The sequence below is a fragment of the Terrabacter sp. Soil811 genome (assembly GCF_001429655.1).
In the GTDB taxonomy this organism is placed as follows: domain Bacteria; phylum Actinomycetota; class Actinomycetes; order Actinomycetales; family Dermatophilaceae; genus Terrabacter.
Map to the genome: position 1 here is coordinate 139,258 of NZ_LMSX01000012.1, position 20,130 is coordinate 159,387.

At 66.4% G+C, this 20,130-nt stretch carries 8 protein-coding genes and 2 pseudogenes; 7 read left to right on the forward strand and 3 right to left on the reverse strand.

What is annotated here, in order from left to right; all coding sequences use genetic code 11:
- Nucleotides 1-52 precede the first annotated feature (52 nt).
- The 3 genes and pseudogenes from ASH01_RS20760 to ASH01_RS22740 all read left to right on the forward strand — a co-directional run.
- On the forward strand, nt 53-634 hold the full coding sequence (locus ASH01_RS20760) for a hypothetical protein (RefSeq protein WP_156415691.1): 582 nt from the start codon (nt 53-55) through the stop codon (nt 632-634).
- 349 nt (nt 635-983) lie between these two features.
- Entirely contained in the window at nt 984-1,766 is a 783-nt protein-coding gene (locus ASH01_RS20765; protein ID WP_056780694.1) for a hypothetical protein, read from the forward strand.
- Between the two features lie 65 nt (nt 1,767-1,831).
- Nucleotides 1,832-3,078: pseudogene (locus tag ASH01_RS22740) on the forward strand (IS3 family transposase); the annotation flags it as partial.
- A gap of 315 nt (nt 3,079-3,393) precedes the next feature.
- Here the strand turns inward: ASH01_RS22740 and ASH01_RS23135 are convergent.
- Entirely contained in the window at nt 3,394-4,605 is a 1,212-nt protein-coding gene (locus ASH01_RS23135; protein ID WP_156415692.1) for a hypothetical protein, read from the reverse strand.
- A 299-nt stretch (nt 4,606-4,904) separates the two neighbouring features.
- Here ASH01_RS23135 and ASH01_RS20780 point away from each other — a divergent pair, with 299 nt between their 5' ends.
- From ASH01_RS20780 to ASH01_RS23145, 4 genes and pseudogenes are all read left to right on the forward strand, one after another.
- The gene (locus ASH01_RS20780) at nt 4,905-8,990 is read left to right on the forward strand and encodes a helix-turn-helix domain-containing protein (RefSeq protein WP_156415693.1); all 4,086 of its coding nucleotides are present in this window, start codon (nt 4,905-4,907) and stop codon (nt 8,988-8,990) included.
- Nucleotides 8,991-9,304: 314 nt separating this feature from the next.
- The gene (locus ASH01_RS20785; RefSeq protein WP_056780704.1) at nt 9,305-11,314 is read left to right on the forward strand and encodes a hypothetical protein; all 2,010 of its coding nucleotides are present in this window, start codon (nt 9,305-9,307) and stop codon (nt 11,312-11,314) included.
- Between the two features lie 583 nt (nt 11,315-11,897).
- A pseudogene (locus tag ASH01_RS24100) lies at nt 11,898-12,385 on the forward strand (TIGR02391 family protein).
- Nucleotides 12,386-12,581: 196 nt separating this feature from the next.
- A complete protein-coding gene (locus tag ASH01_RS23145; RefSeq protein ID WP_156415694.1) occupies nt 12,582-14,006 on the forward strand; it encodes a HEPN domain-containing protein in 1,425 nt (474 codons plus the stop codon).
- A gap of 405 nt (nt 14,007-14,411) precedes the next feature.
- On the opposite strand, the gene ASH01_RS20790 is transcribed toward ASH01_RS23145, so the two are convergent.
- Complete coding sequence (locus ASH01_RS20790; RefSeq protein WP_056780707.1) at nt 14,412-16,631, reverse strand: glycoside hydrolase family 3 N-terminal domain-containing protein; 2,220 nt, start codon at nt 16,629-16,631, stop codon at nt 14,412-14,414.
- 1 nt (nt 16,632) lies between these two features.
- Nucleotides 16,633-20,112, reverse strand: a complete 3,480-nt coding sequence (locus ASH01_RS20795) for a GH36-type glycosyl hydrolase domain-containing protein (protein WP_056780709.1) — start codon at nt 20,110-20,112, stop codon at nt 16,633-16,635.
- Nucleotides 20,113-20,130: the final 18 nt, after the last annotated feature.

Here is a 20,130-nt window from a genome sequence, read left to right on the forward strand (position 1 = left end):
GGCTCGCGCCAAGACGATGGTCCTGCCCGAGTCTCTCTGCTTCCATAGCGGCATGAGCTTCGCGCCGCCCCCGCCGCCGAACCTCTCGGGTGACGAACCTTTCGAGGGCCTGCACGCCTCAGTCATCGATTTCTGGAGGTTCGCGATGAGCGACCTCCGCACCAACAACGTTCGGGGATACCTGGCAGAGTTTCTTGTCGCCCAAGCAGTCGGGTCCGTCACGCGGCGAGTGGAATGGGACCCGTGGGACGTTACCGCTCCGAACGGCACGCGCATCGAGGTCAAGTCGTCGGGGTACCTGCAGGCCTGGACGCAACAGAAGCTCAGCACACCGATCTATCGGGTTGCGGCCGCATACGGTTGGGATTCCTCGGCCGGTGCCTGGTCTGTCGAGCAGACGTTCAACGCAGACGTCTACGTGTTCGCCTTGCAGACCGCCAAGTCACACGAAGAGTACGACCCTCTCCAGGTCGAGCAGTGGATGTTCTACGTGGCCAATCGCAAGGCGGTGGAAGCTCAGGCTGGTGCCCGCATGGGTCTCGTCACCTTGGCGCGGGTGTGCGGCGAAGCCGTGTCCTATGACGGCCTCCGCCACGCCATCGCCGCGGCGGCCGGAGGTGAACCGCATCAGTAGGGCGACCTTCCAGAACCCAATAGGCCGTGCGTCTAGTGTTTTGGCGGCTACAAGACGCACGACACGGGTCCCCGCTACCTGAGCAGTAGGAACGACAACTGACCCACTTCGCCATTGCACGCCGCGGGTGTCTGGGGTTGCGCCGACAGCACCTCGAGGACCGACAATCGCCAAGGCATCTAAGCCCGCTGTGCGCTCCTGGAGGGCTCGAGGCCGCAGGAGCGCAACACGCCTCCGGACGTCTCACTGAATAGGGCTATGCCCTGACGCTGCTTGTCTACTCTGATTTCTGTCAATATTGGCGATACCGGAGCGGCTAGCATCGGGCGACGTGAGTGGTGGGTTTCCTATGACCGAGAGCGTGACTAGCGCTGGTGAAGACAGCTCCACCTCCTCGACGAAGAGTAAAGCGGTGGTGACGTCTGCCCTGATCTGCCTGGGAATCGTTCTCATTGGTGCTGGTGTGGTTGCGGTGTTCCGCACGACGAACGACGTCGGCTCAGCAGCGCTCCTCTCGTTTGGGGGCGTCCTCTTTGTGCTCGGCGCGATGGGGGACCGCTTGGAGTCCCTGCGGTACGGCGACCTCGAGGTGGTCTTGCGCCGCAAGGCTAAAGAAGCGGCAAAGAAGGGCGAAACGGAGACCGCCGAGGTCCTGGAAAGGGCGGCGGATCGTATCAGCGGCCGAGCGAAGAAAATTCAACGTTCATACCAGGCAGTCCGAACCAACATGCCGTCTGGAGCACAACGTACTGCTCTGATGGACCAGATCATCAGGGAAGCGCGTGCCGACGCGCACGACCCAGACCTGGATGAGGAGCGCGTGCTGGGCCTCTTGTGGACGGGCTCGGAGGGTGCCCGGGTTTGGGCCCTAGGCGTTCTCCAAGAAAGACCGCAGCTCGCGACAGTGAGAGCTGTTCTGGAGGCGGTGATACGCCCAGACCAGATGTTTGACCAGTACCAAGCATTACTCCTGGCAGAGCGATACCTCGCGCTACCCGACGTCCGAGAATGGCCCCGAAAGCGCATTCAGCAAGCGGTGCGCATTCAGTTCGATTCTGGCGCACTCGGCAAGGACCAAAACAGCCTCTCGGTCGCCAAGCGCATCATTCACCATCCGCCATCGCGAACCTGACGGACATGTGACTCTGAACCGCCCCGGCATGTCGGGAGACTCCAAACCTTGGGAAGGTTGGAGTCATGCCGGGGAACACGTCCAAGAGGTACCCGCCTGAGCTGAGGGCTCGGGCGGTGCGGATGTTCGAGGAGATCCGCGGCGATCACGCCACGGACTGGGAGGCGATGACGAAGGTCGCGCAGCTGCTCGGGGTGAGCACCGCAGAGACCGTCCGCAAGTGGGTGCGCCAAGCCCAGGTCGACCAAGGCGCCCGTCCGGGCGTCACCAGCGAGGAGTCGGCCGAGGTCAAACGGTTGAGACGAGAGAACGCCGAGCTACGCCGCGCGAACTCGATCCTGAAGGCCGCGGCGGCTTTCTTCGGAGCCGAGCTCGACCGGCCCTCCCGCTGATCGTGGAGTTCATCCGCGAGCACGCAGGGCACCGTGAGGAGTGCGACAACGGTGGCCTGCGATGGGGTGTCGAGCCGATCTGCACCGTGCTGAGCGAGCACGGGCTGCCGATCGCCCCGTCGACGTACTACGCGCACGTGAACCGGCCCGCCACGGCTCGTGAGCACCGGGATGCGCTGCTGCTGAACGAGGTCCGACGAGTCCACGCCGGCAACTACGGGGTGTACGGCGCGCGGAAGGTGTGGCTCCAGCTCAACCGCGAAGGGATCCCAGTGGCCCGGTGCACGGTCGAACGACTCATGCGCGAGGACGGCCTGACCGGCGCGGTCCGCGGGAAGGTCAAGCGCACCACCATCGCGGACCCGGCCGGCCCGCGGGCGCGTGACCTGGTCCGGCGCGACTTCGCCCCGCTCGCTCCGAATCGGCTCTGGGTCGCCGACATCACCTATGTGTCGACATGGGCGGGATGGGTGTACGTCGCGTTCGTCGTTGACGCGTTCGCGCGGCGGATCATCGGCTGGCGGTGTGGGTCGAGCATGTCTACCCAGCTGGTCCTGGACGCGCTGGAGCAGGCCGTCTGGACGCGGGAACGTGAGGGTCATTCGCTGGATTCCGTTGTGGCGCATACGGATCGCGGGTCGCAGTACACTGCGATCCGCTACACCGAACGCTTGGCCGAGGCGAACATCGCCGCGTCGGTCGGCTCGGTTGGATCGTCCTACGACAACGCGCTGGCCGAGTCGATCAACGGCCTGTTCAAGACCGAGCTGATCAAACCACGCGGTCCGTGGCGCACCCTCGACGCCGTCGAGATCGCGACCGCCGAGTGGGTCGACTGGTTCAACCACCGCCGCCTCTACGAGTACTGCGGCGACATCCCACCGGCCGACCTCGAAGCGGCCTACTACGCTCAAAACGAGGCCCAGCAGGATCTGGAGCTCTCAACCACTGAGTCTCCCGACTCACCGGGGCGGTTCACTCTGCATGTTCGACATGACTTGGTGAACAGAGCCGACGCTCTTGTGTGGCTGACACCCGGAGGCCTAAGCCAAATCGTGCGGGGCTGCCCGAGGCGGACTCTACTTTTGCTGAGGCATGATCAATCCACGTGGCGTCCAAGCGTCCGCAGGCGGCGGAAGGACGCGCTCCTCGACATGGCGGACGGATATGGTGCGCATGCCGCGCCACTCCCTCGCAGGCAGGGGACACGTCATCCCAGAATCGAATCGATGCGGTTAGTCGGTTTCGGCGAGGGTGGCGTAGTGGTGCCGCAGCGCTCGCTTCCCGCTCTTGTCGCGATTGAAGACCCGCTCCGCTACGACCTGGGTGGTGATGCCTCCGAGCGCGGCGATGGCGGCGGCGGCAGAGTGTGGGGCCAGGATCATTGTTCCAACGCCCCAACCAAGTGCCTTACTGAACAGGCTGTTGAAGGCGGAGCGGTTGGCGACCGATTTGCCAAGCGATCGGGCCGCCTCTGCCATCTCCGCCCGATAGTCGGCGAGCTCCGAATCTGACTCTTCAGTGATGGCGGCGAGGGCGCGCCGCTGGGTCACACGGAACGACTCAAACGCGTCGTCCTCCCGAATCCTAACCATCTGCTCCGGGCTCAGGCGATCGGCGGCAGGAAGGGCGAGTCTTGCGACGCGTTGCAGCCGGAACGAATCGATGCTCTCCGTCAGAGGTGCCAGAAGCCCGGCTTGTTCCCGAAATGCACCCTCCTCGTCGTCGCTACCAAACAGTGGAGTCACAAGCCCACCGGAGGCCAGCCAGAGTCGCAGGCTCCGCAGGGCCAGTTCCTGTCGCTGGGCCCCGGACGTTTCCCATGCATTGCTAGCGAATTTTCCGGACAGGCCTGCATCCATCGCCAAGCGTCGGGGTACAAAGGCGATGTGACCAGCGCGGATGACCGGCGCAATCCTCGCCAATGCTTGAACGGTCGATACGAAGTGCGCTGGGTCAGGGGCAATCTGGATCGGCGCGTGCGGCATCGCATCCGCGACGCTCGAAATAAAGTCCCGCAGGACCTGCTCCTCGTCGAATGGGTCTTCCACGGTGACGTCGTTGGCGTAGCAAAGCGCCGCTTTGATCTGTCCGGGAGGTAGGCCCCGCAATGGCAGGTGATCTGCACCGAGGTGCTCACCGTCGATGATCATCGACCTGCGCCTCAGGCTTGGGTCCGTGGCAAGCTCACGGCCCACGATCGAGGCCCGGACGACCCCATCAGTCACATCCAAGTAGCTGAGCCACTGGTCCAGCGGCACCTGCTGGATCTGGTCCAGATACAACTCCAGGAACTCGCCGCAACGAAGCGCATCGAGCGTCGTCGTGAGCGATGCACCGCCGGCCTGAGCGTTCGCAAGTTGCGCCGAAAGCCTCTGCGCGACGGCCTCCACGGGCCAACCGTAGAAATTCTCAATTGTGTCGAGTACTGGGGTGCCGACGGTCACTCCTAAAACCTACCTACTTCAGCTCCCAGGGCCTCAACGCTCCCGGCCATGATCAACGGACGTCGAGTTAGCCCCGCTGGATAAGCCGTGGGGGCTAGGCCATCCGGGTCAGTCGCAGCTGAGCGCACGTTGGACCTGCAATGGACCGGACCGCGGGCTCGGGTGCCGGAAGGACGCTGCCGCTTCGCGGCGAAAAGACGCTGGCGGTGGTCCTTCGCCAGGGCCTGACCGAACGCCAACGTACGTACCTAATGCGTGTGGAAGTGGCATCACACGCATTACATGCGTAGGCTGTGGCCATGTACGACGCACTGGGTCTGCTCATCCGGGAACGGCGTGAGGCACTCGGTCTCGATCAGGCGGTGCTCGCCGCTCGACTGGCGGTTGGTCAGCAGGCTGTGAGCGGGTGGGAACGCGGTCGCTCGAGGCCGAGGCGCGCGATGCTGAGCGAGCTGGCACATGTCCTCGCCGTCGAGGAGGGAGCGCTTCTGGATGCTGGGGAGTACAGGTCGCCGTCGCCGGCCGTCCGACTCCCGGTCCGGCCCCTGACTCGTGCGCTTCCGCTCGAGGAGCTGACCGAAGAGCGCTTTGAGGACCTTCTCGCCGAACTGATGACTGTGCTGCACCCCGACGGGCACGCGAGCCGGTACGGCGGGCGGGGCCACAAGCAGCACGGCATCGACATCCTCGTCACCGCCGGCGGGATGAACCTCGCTACGGGCCAGTGCAAGCGACACCGGGAGTTCGGACCGGCCGCGGTCTGTAAGGCGATCATGGAAGTGACGATCGCTGCGCCAAAGAACTACTTGTTTCTGGCCCGAATCACGGCCACTCCTACTGCTCGCAAGGAGGCTGGGAAGTACTCGAGCTGGGAGCTGTGGGACGGCGAGGATATCTCCCGCTACATCCGGGGCCTGCCCAGCGAGCAGGCCGTGAGGATCGTCGACACCTACTTCCCCGGGCACCGGGAATCGTTCCTCGGTGTACCCGTCCCCGGACCATGGCTCCCCCCAGAGGAGTACTTTGACGCCACTCGGTCCACGATCTTCAACCATGAATGGAGCCTGGCCGGGCGGCAGGATGAACTCGACCAACTCGTCAGCGCCGCGTATCAGCCGGACGCGTCTCTGACCTTCGTGACCGGTGCCGGTGGCATGGGGAAGTCCCGGCTCCTGAAGGCCCTCGCGGACGCCGCGCCACCCGCTACCCAAGTCCGGATCCAGTCTGGCGACGCACAAGTATCCGCGGCAGACTTCGAACTACTCCCTCACGAAGGCAACCTCACCGTCTTAATCGATGACGCTCACGAGCTCACCGAAGTCACTGGGATCGTGGCTGGCATCTGGCGCCGCAACCGGAACGCCAAGGTCGTGCTTGCAACCAGGCCGTACGGGCTGCAGACGCTTAAGGCGGGACTGGCGCGCCACGGCCTCCTCCCCATGCCGCACACTCAGGTCGAGCTTGAGGACCTCGACATTGACGACGCCATCGCCCTTGGGCGTGAGGCCGTGGGGGGGAAAGCGCCGGAGGCGGTCGTGCGTCGGCTCGCCGCCCTGACTACCGACTCACCACTGGCCACCGTCGTCGGTGGCGTCTTGATCAGGCAGGGCCAGCTGGAGCCCGGTGCGCTGGAACAGGACGACGACGTCCGCTTCCACATCATGCGGGGGTTTCGCGACGCGCTCGTGAACGATCCGCTCGCGTACGACCCGCCCACCCGTCGAGCAGTGCTCGATGCACTCGCTGCCCTGCAGCCGTTCCGGACCAATGAAGCAACTGCGCGCGAGTCGTTGAGCGAGATCGTCGGGCGCCCTTACGACGAGCTGCACAAGCATCTGCGCAGCCTGGAGAACGCCGGGATCCTGCGTCGCCGCGGCGAGTCGCTGAGAATCGTGCCCGATCTGCTCGGCGACGTGGTCCTCACCGAAGCCGCCTTCGACGGCGCCAATCCACTGGGCACCGGATACCTTGCACGAATAGAGCCCATGGTCACCGGCAGCGGCGCTGAGCACTTGTTCATCAACGTGAGCCGGGTCGATTGGCAGGTTCGCAACAAGCACGACGGTGCGCCGAGTCTGGCCGACTCCCTGTGGGCCGCATTCCGGGGCCGGATCGAGGCGGCCGACATGATCGACCGACGCACCCTGGCCGAAACCCTAGCCAAGGTCGCGTACTTTCAGCCGGAGCGCGCACTCGAGGCGACCCGCTGGCTCATTGACAACCCCACCGATCGCCTCGACGGTGAACACGCCGCCTGGCGGGCCTTTCTCGCAACCGACTACAGCAGCGTGCTTCAAGCCTTGCCGGCTGTGCTCAAATTCGCGGCAATGGACCCCGACACCCTTCCAGAGGCTCTCAACCAGTTGTGGGAGCTTGCTCAACGCGATGAGCGCCCGACCAATCAGCATCCCGAGCACGCCCTTCGCGTGTTGTGCGGACTGGCGGAGTTCGGGGTGACGAAGCCGATCTGGTTCCACGACCAGATCGTCGACGTCGCCTCAACCTGGTTCGCAGACGGCCAGCGACTCTCACCATTCGATGTACTCGAGCCGATGCTCGCCACCGAAGGACAAGATTCAACGTTCCGGGATCACACCATCACCTTCCAGCCCTACTCGCTCAACCCGCAGACCATCATGCGTGTCCGTCAGCGGGTCATCGACCTTGCCTTCGAGGAACTCGGATCACCCGATCTTCGGCGTGCCGGAGCAGCGGCGAACTTCCTGAAGTCGGCTTTGCGCTACCCGACAGGCCTCTTCGGGCGCCCAGTGTCCAGTAGCGAACGGGACGGGTGGACGCCAGGATTCGTCCAGACCATCGAGAGGCTTGGCGCGGTGGCTGCTGCCGGCGGTCTGGACCCGGCGGTGCTGGTCAGCATCCGGGAGGCCCTGTACTGGAACGAGAACTACGGCGACGGACCTACCCATGACGCCGCGGTCAGGGTAGTGGAGTCCCTGCCGGGTGGAGTCGAGCACCTTCTGGCGCTGACGGTCCACGACGGCTGGGGCCACCTCCTCCGCGACCGAAGCGACAGCTTCGAAGCGGTGGAGGCGAAGCGACTGGGGTTAATCCAAGCCGTCGTTGACGGTCTCACCGGCCTCACCGACCGCGAGGTCATTGACCTGATTGTCGCGCGCCTCCGCGCCGACCGGGAAGTTCACGGACCTACCGACGGTCACCCAGGCCCCGTCGTAGCTGGCCTGATCAACGCCCGCCCGACCCTCGCACACACGGTGCTGGACAACCTTCGAACAACCCCCGTCCCCAACGATCTCGACCCCGTCCTGCCCGTCATCCTCGGCACGTTCGCCGAACAGGACCCGGCAGCTGCACTCACGGACATCAAGGAACTACTCGCCAGCGCACCAGAAGATCGGCGACGGGCCGTGTCCCAGGCGATCGGCTGGAACCGCGGCCCTCGTGAACTGCACGCCGGGGAGCTCGACCTGCTGCTGCAACTCGCCGCTGACCCCGACGTGGTGATCCGACGAAACGTCGCCCGAGCGGCCCAACTTCTGGCACGAACCCATACGGCTGAGGCGACCCGTCTGCTCGCTGCCCTCCGATTCGGCGACGACGAGAGCCTGGCCGACAACATCTTCGCGTGTTTCCGCCTAGACCTCGGCATCTCGTGGAGCAACTTCTCCGACCCCGAGCTGGAACTCGTCCGCCAAGACCTTCTCACCCTGCCCGGGATCGGTGGCTATTCGGTGTCCGGGGCGCTCGCGACCCGGTCGGCGATTGCCCCGGGATGGGTCATCGGGCTTCTTCAGGACCGGGTCCAACTCGCCGAGTCCTTGAATCCGGTCCGCGGCTATGAGGCGCTGCCGCATTCCTGGGACAACCAGCTTCAGATCCGCGACACCCCGGATTTCCTACCGAGCCTTAACGGCATCCTGGCTTGGGTGGCGGAAGATCTCGGCTCCTGGCCGCGGCGGACAATGGGCGCGGACCTTTTCGCCGCAGTGGCAAACGGGTACGACACCGAGGTCGTCGAGCTCTTGGCGAACGCGCTCGCTTTCGGCACAGCAGAGACGACCCTCGCAGTTGCCGCTGTGCTCCGCCAAGCACCCCGGACCTTCATCTGGGACCGACCCGACTTCGTACGCACAGCGCTGCACGCCGCCGACCGACTGGGCGAGCATGTATTACGAGACATGATCGGCGCGCTGTGGGGCGCGACGATCTCTGGGATGCGCAGCGGCACCCCGGGTGAACCGTTCCCCGAGACGGTTCAACAGCGCGACAAGTCTCGCGATATCGCCAGGGACCTTCCGACCGGTTCGATCGAGAAGAAGTTCTATAGCGACATGGCGAAGTCCGCGGACAGGGACATCCTGCGTGACATCGACGACGACCTGTCCACCGACGGACGCGCCTGGTGATACACCACAGTCGGCAACGCTGAAGACACGCGCGAGCCGGTCCATGCCTCTACGTGGGCGCCGTGACGCGGCGGAAGGACGCATATCCGCGGAAGCGCCCCCGGCGACCGCTGTTGACTGTGGCTCGATTCCCGAGACATCTCCCTCACCTTTGCGCCGGCTAGGAGAAACGACCGCTGTTGACCGCGCCCCTCATGGGCTGAAGCCCTTACATTAGGCCCGGCTCGAAAGTCGAGTCGAAGGATGGGCTCTCGGCGTGGGAGTCCACAACGACAGTCAGCGAGGCGGGCGACTCTGTGCACAACGCGCTACCAATGGCCGATTGGCTCCGTAACGAGACGCCCGCTACCGACTTTCAGGTGGCCGTCACCCAGTCCATTTTGGAGGCCCTCGAGGGTGGACTGATTCTCGGCAGTGAGCCGTTGGCGGCGCCAAACCTGACCTTCACGGTCTACTGGTGTGACTACGTTCTGCGCCAGCATCAGATGGACCGACCCAAGCGACAGCCCCAGAAGGGCCTGACCCTAGAGACAGTGAAGAGCTCACTAGCTATTTTCGACGATTCCTTGTCCGACGAACTGAGACGCAGTGATTGGCTCGCCAAGTTGCGAGCCAAGGCGAACGGAGCCCCCCTGCACCTAGACCCACTGCCCCAGTGCGATCGGCTACTCGAGGCGATGCGTGCCGAGTTCATGCAGCATGTGAACGAAACCGCTGATCCGGGCAATCTGAGCGTAGCCGTGACGCTGGGCCGTGAGTTGGCGACCTCGGCACTCATGGTCGCGCCATACCCGCCCACTGCCTTCGAGTTCGCACTTCGACGTTCCCTGTCCGCGTCACCTGTGGTGTCATTTGGCGACGCCTTGACGCTGGCGCTGAATCGGCACTCAGACAAGCACGCGGTGTTGCTGGGGGTCTGCGGCGTCAAACTGCCCGATAAGCCGATCCCAGCGTTCGCCGAACGTGAAATCGGACGAGTCGTGGTCTCTCGCCCGCCGGCCTGGGTGGCGGCTGACCAACCCGGCTGGGCCGAGTTCGTGCGCGTTGCGACGCGAGCCGACGATCCTGTCGGCTACGAACGCGCAGGAGTAGTGCAGGAGTTCGTGGTGGTCCGCGACGTGTGGGCGGTGGACTCCGACGACGCCGCCACGAAGGCCGCGTCACTCGTAGAGGAAGCCCTTAGCGAACTGATGGTGGCGAAGCCTGACATTTCGCCAATCATCTTTGAATACTGCCTAGTCGGCTTGCATGCTGGACACGCAAGCAGCGGCCCGGCCAGGATCGCGCTGAGCCGTCACTCCTACGAGACTATGGGTGCAGTAACACGTCACTGGTCGTCGTCGATGGCGTACATTCTTGCTGCGGCAGCAAACGCGCGACGCCAACCGATCCCGAGCACTCGTGCCTCGTTAGCGTGGAGTGTCTTGGAAGGCCTCGATGTATCGGATCCAAGCATCCGGGACGATCTGGTTACGGCTCTGTCCCTCTTGGTGCTGCGCCAGACGTGCCTCAACGCCTACTCGTCATTCATGCTCGAGGCGCCTGTCAGAGGCCGCCGATCCAAGCATGCTCGGGATGCGCTCACGAAACTCAGGCGTCGTCGATCCCGATGGCTGGCGAGGTTGGCCACGGCCCACGACTTGGCACCAGATGTGCAGAAGAGCCTCGAGAGTCGAAGTGAGGCGGCCCTTGCGGCCATGGCATACGAGGAAGCTCAACTCGAGGAAGAGTTGCGTACCTCCGAAACGAACCTCGAGGTGTTACGGGCAGGGGTGGCATCCCTGCCTTTCATCGAGAAGTACCCCGACCTCAATGCCACCCTGGGCCGACGTGTCTGGCTCGCCGACCACAGAGAATGGGAAGCGTATCTCGCGCGCGCAGCGGATTGGAACTCAGGCGATAAGACCGAGCAGTTGCTGTGGCAAGTCCTTAAGGGAGCATCGCCCCTCGCTCAGGCAAAGGTCTACGAGGCGTCTAGTCTGCTGAGGTCCGATCAGCTGGCCAGCTACTTCACTGCGAGATCGAACGCTATTCGCCTTCTCCTGCTGCAAATCTATGCCCTTCGCAACTTGAGCCAACACTCAGGAGAGCAAGTCGAGTTCGGTGTGGAACTCCTTGCGTCGGGAGCCCTCCTCCTGCTTGATGGTCTTCTGGATGTGCTGGCGACTTGGAGCGTCGATCTGCTGGACGAGACGAGGACGCCTGTCGAAGTTTTGAAGAGCGTTGCCTTCTTGGCCTGCGACGTGTTGTCGGCGGATCGCGCTAAGCCGCTCACGCTAGCTACGGGGGTGAGCCCTAATCAAGCTTTGGAGGGTATGCCGTGATTCTAAGTTCGCGAGAAAAGAATGGCGAGCATACTCAGGGATCGAGTCACCCCCAGAGAACCTACTACCGCTCCTAAGGGCCTGGAGAAACTCCTGACGCGGTCCCGACGCGTGGGTCACGGAAAATCGCAACACGCCCCCGCGTGGCGGTGGATCGATCGTGCTGTCGGAAACAGCAGGTGGCTGGGACGGTCGAAACTACGAATGGGGCGCGATGATCGGGCCCTGTACCTGCTTCCGATCATGCCCGAAAAGTCGAAGTCTACTCTGGCCGATGTATTTCGCCGCCCCGTGGGCCGGATCGGGTCCCCTGACTTGAGCCTGCAATTACTGCGATCCCTGCATTCGGATCCCGACTTCAACAACTCGTTCAGGGTTTCAGACAGAGGGGTGGTTACGGTGAGCCTGAACCGTCTGAACTCGAGGCGATGCTGGAGCGGTTGTCTGATGCGTGGGCCTGGCTTGAGGCGCACGCCCTCATTGGGCCCTCGGCCCACAACCCCTGTGGGGGCTGGTACCGAGTAACCGCGGCTGGGGCAGAATCAGGAACGACCTCAAGGCTGTAGCAAAGGCCGCAGATCGGTTGGCTGGGGAGCTCAACCCAGCACTAAGCTCCGCTCGATCGAACTTTGCCTTCGGGGACTGTGAGACAGCATCCTTCGCGGCCATGAAGGCGGTCGAGGTTGAAGTGCGCAGGGTGACGCAACTCCCTAACGAACTGCTCGGCGTTGCGCTGGTGCGAAAGGCTTTCAGCCCAAAGGATGGTGTACTTCGCGATCCGCAAGCAGAAGGAGGAGAGGAGAGCAACAGGCGACGGCGGACCTGTTCGTGGGGGCTATCGGGGCCTACAAGAAGCCGGCTAGCCACAGCACCGTTCAGTTCGAGGACGCAACGGAGGCTGCCGAGGACATCCAGTTGACGGACCTTCTGCTACGAATCGTCCAGCGGGCGGAGGCTCGCCTTCGCCCATACTTGGGTGACGACAATCGCCAAGCACGCCCGGCCACTGGTGCTCGGCCTGTGACAGTTTGGAGTGGGGGTCCGCGACGCGGTGGTATGGCGCACGAGTAGAAGGAGATCGCCGATGATCAGCAAGTGCCCGAGCCGTGGCGAGTCAAGACTCAATTGGGAGAAGACGACGCATCCCGTCGTAGAGCGCGCACTTCTGGCTCCGTACCGCGAAGCCGTACTCAACTCGGGGTGGATTCTTGGCGGCTCGGACCGATAAGCGCGTCCGCGTCTTCGTACCGCAAGAGAGGTGAGTCCGGTGGATCTAAATGCACGGGCAGATGAGCTTGATGCGGCTCCTGGCCATTGGTGGCGCTCGGGCGCGCCTGAGGCCAAGGTGGCCGGCGTGTTGCGCCGCAATGCCGGAGTCGGTGTCTGGACGCTGCAGGTTGCGGGAACGCTTGGTGGAGACCAAGGGGACGATGACATCGGGGACGCTCAGACCTTGTTTGGTGAGACCTCTGAGGGCCTAATCACGATGCAGTCTGCCTCTTGGCAAAGTTCTCGGCAATCACGTGGCCAGCTAGAGGGCAAGCCTAATCAGTCAGAGGTGTGGCACGCCTTCACGGTGTGTTTAGGAGGCCATTTCAATGAGAATCATTTGTGGTCGAATCTTTCGTTCGAGCTCCCTTTAACGTGGGACTGGTTTTCTCCGACCCGACTCGAGGGAGCAAGGAAGGATGTTGATCCTCTCGCCGACGGCTTCTTTGAAGAAATTACTGCTGAGCTTGGGCCTGACGTTACGGCGTCCGTGTGGCGAGGACTGAGTGTAACTTCTGGGCGAGATAAACTCGAGAGGAGGGGAAAGGGTGGCTATGCCTTTACGTCCAATAAAGGATTCACTCTGCGCCAAATGGAACAGTCAATCTTAGCTGTGGAGAACCTCCATCGTCTCCTCTATGGAGGCTCGACGGTTCCAGCAGGCTATGCTTTGACCCAGTCGGGATCAGAAACGCCTGGCGCGTCTCAGGCCTATGAGCTTCCTGCTCGGGAGCCGTTGACAGCCAGCCCCAGGATCCCCCAACCTTATTTCGGGACCAACGAAGTAGACTTGTCTGAATTCCTGCCTCGATGGATCGATCTGCATGTGTCTGTGGACAGCTGGCCAGCGTTGGGTCCACCCCCTGGAGCGCAGGGGTACCTGCAGACCGAACTAGTAGAAGCCGTTAACGCCGCCGAGGCTCTGGCGCGAAGTCTGAAACTCGGCAAGAACGACCCTACGCAGCGAGAGCAAGCGATTCTCGACGCTGTCCAAAGTTTACCGCGGCGCACCCGCGAGAAGGCGGCACGCGCTCTCGAAATTGCTCGGGACACGCTCGCCGAACGCTTGGAGGCTCTAGCACTAACTTTAGGGCCGTCGTCAGCAGCCTGGCTGTTGGGCGATGTTCATGCGTGGGCGGTTCGTACGGGGCAGGTCCGCAATGCATTAAGCCATGGATATGCTAGTTCGGACAGGCTCGAGAAGGATCCCGATGCTTTGTTCGCCATCTTGAAGAGTGTGCGAGTGGTGCAGCAGCTCGCCATGCTTCGCGCGGCCGGTTTCACCAATGGCCAGGATGCCCACCCATCCGCTGAGCTGCTAACTTCGGCGGAAGAGGGACTCCGCCTGGGGCAGCGCAACTCGGCGTTAGGGGAGCAGATCGAATATGTGAGGTGGAGCCGAAACGCTTGGCGCAGGAGTTGATTCGTGCCTCGTGCGACATGCTGCCTAGGAGCGCATCTGTATCCGCTTACGCCCGGTGCGCTCGGCTCCCCATAGTGGTGAGTCTGCCGCCTCCCACTCCACGTAACCCAAGGCTGAACCGGTCCGGGGGGCCAGTGAATGCTCCGCTCCTCCCCGTCCGAAAGCGCCTTCATAGGCAACATCATGCCGGCGGCATGCCCCTGAAGTCCCCTGGCTCAGCAAACCTGTAGTTGGGCCCCCAAGGCGTTGGTCCGATGCTTACCGCATCTCTCGCGGCTGGGTCGAGTTGCATCGCGTCAAAGTGGGCGGGATGGGCTCCGTTGCCGGCGTGTTTCTTGATGCGCTCGGCGCTAGTCGAAGACGACTCATTTTCAGCAGCAGAGCGGCCAGGGTGGGACTCCTTTGTCACCCTTCGGGCCGCCCTGTACATGCTGAGGAGGCCTTCGGGGACGTGATGGTGACGGACACGGGCTGGAGGCGGGCCGCGTCGGGCCCGGTGAGCAGGACGATCTCGCCCTCGTCGACGCGCGTCGTGAGGTCACGGCCTGCGTATGCCGTTTGCTCGGCCTGCACGTCGAAGGTGACCACGCGCGCCTGGCCGGGCTCGAGGTCGACGAGCGCCCAGTCGGTCAGCTCGACGAGGGGACGGGTCACTTGGGCGACGGGGTCGCGGAAGTAGAGCTGGACGACCTCGCGGCAGGGCCGCTCGCCCGTGTTGGTCACCGTGACGGTGAGGGTCGTGGACCCGTCGGTCGTCATCGTCGCCGACGACAGGACCGGCGCCCCGTAGTCGACGGTCGTGTAGGACAGGCCGAAGCCGAAGGGCAGCCGCGGGTAGGTGAGGGCGTCGACGTAGCGGCCCTCCTGGTGGTCGACGTCGGCGCGGATGAGCCGGCCCGTCGGGCGCTGGTGGGTGCTCGTCGGGATGTGGCGCGTCGAGAGCGGGAAGGTCATCGGCAGCCGGCCGTGCGGCTCGGCGTCGCCGAGCAGGATGTCGGCCAGGGCAGTGCCGGCCTCGACCCCGGGGTGCCACACGACGAGCACCGCGTCGGCGAGGTCGAGCACCTCCGTGAGGTCCAGCGGGCGGCCGGTGTAGACGACGGCGACGAGCGGCTTGCCGAACGCCGCCACGGCGCGCACGAGCTCGAGCTGCCCCGGTGGCAGGCCGATGTCGACGACGGACTGCGCCTCGCCGGAGCGGGACCGGTGTTCGCCGAGGAGCAGCACCGACGTGTCGGCGGCGCGCGCCTGCATGAGGGTGACGTCGGGGAAGCGGCCGTCGGCCACGGTAACCCGGTCGCCGAGTCGCTCGCGCAGGGCGGCCTCGGGAGTGACGACCTCCTCGCCGCGGCCGTCGAGGACCCACGTGCCGAGCAGCGCGTCGCCGTCGTCGACGAACGGCCCCGAGAGCAGGACCTTCCCGGCGTCGTCGTCGAGCGGCAGCACGCCGTCGTTCTTGACGAGCACGTGCGCGGCCTGAGCTGCACGCAGCGCGACGGCCCGCGTCGAAGGGGTCGGCGCGTTCGACGCACCCGGCCGGGCGGCATACGGACGCTCGAAGAGCCCGAGGCGGAACTTGAGGCGCAGCACGCGGCGCACCGCGTCGTCGACAAGCGCCAGGTCGACCTCGCCGGACTCGACGAGCTCCTCGAGGTGCTCGAGGTAGGCGCCGCTCACCATGTCGAGGTCCACTCCGGCGCGGATCGCGAGGGCCGCGGCCTCCCGCTTGTCGGCGGCGACGCCCTGGAAGACGATCTGGCCGATGCCGTTCCAGTCGGCGACGACGACACCGTCGAAGCCCCACTCGCCCTTGAGGACCTCGCGGACGAGGTGCTCGTGGGCATGCATCGGGATGCCGTCGACGTCGTTGAAGGCGGCCATGACGGAGAGGACGCCGGCATCGACGGCCGACCGGAACGGCCGCAGGTGCAGGTTGCGCAGGGTGTTCTCGCCGACGCTCACCGTGTCGTAGTCGCGGCCACCGGCGGCCAGGCCGTAGCCGGCGAAGTGCTTGGCGCACGCCGCGAGACGGTCTGGGTCGCTCGGGTCGTCGCCCTGGAAACCCCGGATCAGGCCGGCCGCCAGACGGCCCGAGAGCACCGGCGTCTCGCCGAGCGACTCGGCGACACGGCCCCAGCGCGGCTCCTCGGAGATGTCGACCATCGGCGTGAAGGTCCACGCCACCCCGTCGACCGCGGCCTCGCGGGCGGCGATCTCGCCGATCTCCTCGGCGACGTCGGGGTCGAAGGACGCCGCGATCCCGAGCGGGATCGGCGCCACGGTGCGGTGCCCGTGGATGACGTCGCGGCCGAAGAGCAGCGGGATGCCGAGACGGCTGCCCTTGACGGCGTGCCGCTGGGCGGCGTCGATGTTGCCGACGAGGACGCCCTCGTCGCGCTCGTTGCCGGCGGTCGCGCCGGAGGCGTAGAGGCTCGAGCTGATCCGGCCCGACGCGATCTCGCCGGCGTCGTCGTCCGGGTTGATGTTGGCGACCTGGTGGGTCTGGCCGACCTTCTCGGCCAGGGTCATCTCGGCCATGAGGAGGTCGATGCGCTCCTCGACGGGCAGCGTGGCATCGAGCCACGGCCGCTGCCGGGTGGGCGGCGTGGCGGTAACGTCGGTCATGTCAGTGGGTCTCCACGAGGATCTCGCTGGTCGGGGCGGTGGCGTCGGTGGTCTCGGCAGTCCGGCCAGCCTGGGCAGTCTGGAGCCCGAGCAGGTCGGCGGTCCGGACGGCCGCACCCGCCCGCCGGTAGGGGTTGGTCAGCGGTCGCAGGCTCAGCTCGCGCCCGTTCACGGTGACCCGGCGGACACCGTGACCCACGGGCCCGACGACGTAGCGGACCGTGAGGTCGGTCCCGGCCAGCGGCAGCCGCGCGGTCAGCTCGGAGGCGCCTGCGCCGGCGTCGCCGCTCGGCGGCAGCACCGGGTCGATCTCGACGTCGTCGCCGCGCTGGCGGATGCCCAGGAGCACCTCGGTGACGAGCCGCAGCACGAGGCCGGGGCCGGAGGAGTAGACGCGCCACCCTCCCTCGAGCGGCACGTCGCCGGCCATGAGCGCGGCATACCGCTCCGAGGCGTCGTAGCGGTCGGTGAAGGCGCCGTCGGACGAGGAGTAGTAGCACGTCGTCTGGCGCGGGCGGGCCTGCGGCACGAGCGAGTCCAGGCCTGCCGGGCTCGCCTTGGCGAGAGCCGTGAGCAGGGCTGCGCCGTCACCGACGCGCGCCAGCGCCTCGGCGTAGCGCAGGTGGGCGTGCATGTACATGAGCCCGATCTCGCGGCCCCAGAAGGTGCTCGCCTCGGCGCGCTGGAAGACGGTCATCGGCCCACCGACGTAGCTGACCGGCCGGTCGAAGAGCCGCGCCCCGTCGGGTCCGAGGAGGTGCTCCTCGATGAGGTCGAGGTGGTGGCGCGCCTGCTCGGGCGTCAGCAGGTCGGCACCGATCGCGTGGATCCACGGCAGCACGCCGTAGTGCAGCCCGGTGCGCTCGTCGCTCGGGTGGACGAGCGGCTCGAAGTGCCCGTCCTCGTGCTGCAGCAGGTAACCGGGCAGCACGGGGTCGGCCGCGAGCTGGTCGAGCAGGGCGTCGTGGGTGCGCTCGGCGAGCTCGTCCGCGTCGGCGGCCAGGGCCGAGGCGCCGTCGGGCGCACCGACCGCGTGCAGCCCCTCGGCGAGGGTGCGCAGCGACTGCGTCTGGAGCACGGCCGTCCACGTGGACACGAGATGGGCCGCGAGGTGCGGGTCGGCCGGCTGGAGCGAGTCGTTCCAGTCGCCGTGCCCGTATGCCGGCAGCGGGCTCCCGGGGACCGTGCACTCCGCGATCCGCGCGACCGCACGACGCAGGTGCTCGGCCACGCTGGCCGGCTCGCCGAGCGCGTCGTCGCCGACGAAGGCGACCGCCTCGTCGAGCAGGCTCGCGTCACCGGTCGTGCGCAAGTAGTCACCGGCCGCGAGGACGGGCCAGAAGACGACGTCGCCGTGCGAGTCCTGCTGGCCCGTCTCGGGCAGCGGCGGGAGGAACTCGAAGGCCTGGGGCCAGTCGCCCCGGGCGTTCTGGGCGCGGAAGACGCGCAGCAGCACGTCGCGGACGGCGTCCTGGCGCCCGAGCGCCGTGAGCAGCCCGACCGGACCCTGGCAGACGTCGCGGGTGCCCCACGCGCCGCCCGAGAACTGCTCGAGCCCGCGCGGCGAGAGGTAGTGGACGAAGGCGTTGTGCGTGAACCACGGCAGCGCCGCCGAGAGGTTCGCGGCCTGGGAGCCGGCCTCGCCGAGCGACGACCCGTCGAGGGTCACGGCATGACCGGCCTTGTCCCAGAAGGCTGCCCCGAGGTGCTCACCCGTGGGCACGACCTCGCCGGCCGCGGCCTCACCGGCGTCCGGGGAGGAGCGGACGACGACCTCGAGCTGCTCGCTCGCGTCGAAGAGCACGGTGCTCCAGCCCGGTCCGCGACCGACGCCGTCGGCCTGGAGCCGGGCGTCGCCGACCTTCGGGTCGCCGGGCCCGGTCCACGAGACGCGCCACGGCCGTGGGTCGTTCGCCGTCGTGACGTCGAGGTGGTCGTCGGCCGTCGCCACCGACGGGGCGTCGGACAGGTCGTCGGCGACCTGGAGGGCGAGGAGCACCCGTCGCGGAGCCGCGCCGTGCTGGCCGACCGAGAGCGTCAGGGCGTGCTCGTCGGCAGGCGCGCTCGAGGTCACGGTGAGCACGGGACCCGACGCGGCGGCATACCACCACGTGCAGTGGTCGAGGCCGGTGAACCACGCGCTCGGGGTCTCGAGGAGGCTCCACGTGCCGTCGGCGTCCTCGACGAAGAGGCGCATGCCGTGGGCCCGCTGGAGGCCGAGGTAGGTGCGGCGGCCCGTCACGACCGGGTCGCGGCCGACGTGGCCGCGGGTGATCTGCGAGTGGAAGGTGCCGGCCATCCACACCGTCGACGCGAGCGAGCGCGAGTCGGGCGTGAAGGTGTCACCGGTGCGGAGCAGGTGGCCGTGCGGGCGCAGGACCGCGAGCTCCTTGGCGGGGGTGACGAGCTGCCCGCCGCGGACGGTCCACGCGAGCTCGGTGCCGTCGTCGGCTGTCTCGACGTCGGTGCGGTGCTCGAGCAGGCCGGCGTCGCCGAGCTCGGCGCGGTGGAGTGCCCGTGACGCGAAGGCCGGGCTGGACGACCACAGCGTCGCCGGCGTCGCGGCGTCGTCTGCACCGTCGAGAGCCTGGCCGTGGGCGCCGTCGCCCGCCGGCGCCCACGGGGTCGGGGTGGCCGCGATCGCGACGTCGGCCCAGCGGGCGTCGGCGTCGGACGTGGCCTCGGGGTGGTCCTCGAGGGCGATGCCCCAGAAGCCGGTGCGGTGGGTGTCGGCGGGTGCGATCTCGACCGGGGCGTCCTGCAGGGCGATGAGCGAGTGCTCGTGCTGGAGGCGCGCGCTCGGCAGGTCGACGGCCTCGAGCCCGGCCCAGTCGACACCGGGGCCGGTGCGGCGGGCGAGCTGGAGGGCGTCGGTCGCCCAGCCGGTGCCCGTGCCGGTCGTGCCGACCATGAGCCACGGGACGCGCTCACCGGGCATGTTCTGGCGGACGGCGACGGCGGTGCCGTGGCCGTCCGTCGCGACGGGGGTGAGGTCGAGGTACTGGCTGACGTAGTACTCGTTGATCCGGACGTTGCCGAGGGGCGCCAGGGCGGGGTCGTGGGTCAGCACCGCGTCGGCGGTGACGGGCTCGCCCGTCGTGTTCGTGAGCTCGAGGTCCCAGTGCCACGTCGGCGTCTCGGGTGACCCGTCGCCGACCGTGAGGACGAGGCGGTAGTCGAGGCCTTCGTGGCGGCCGGTGACGACGACGGCGCCGTCTCCCTGGCCGTCGACCAAGGTGACGACCGAGCCGCTGCCGGGACCCAGCAGGGCCCGACGACGGATGCCGTCCGGCCGGTGCACGCGCAGGTGGACGTTCGTCAGACCCGCCTCTGCGACGGTCGCGGGGTGCAGCAGCAGGCTGGTGCCGAAGGCCTCGAGACGGCGCAGGGCACCGTGGGCGAGGACCTCGGCGGACAGCCCGGAGCTGCCCACCAGGGTGAGGACCGTGGGGGCGGTCAGGACGGCGTTGTCGTCGAGCACGGTTCCTGTCTACCAGCG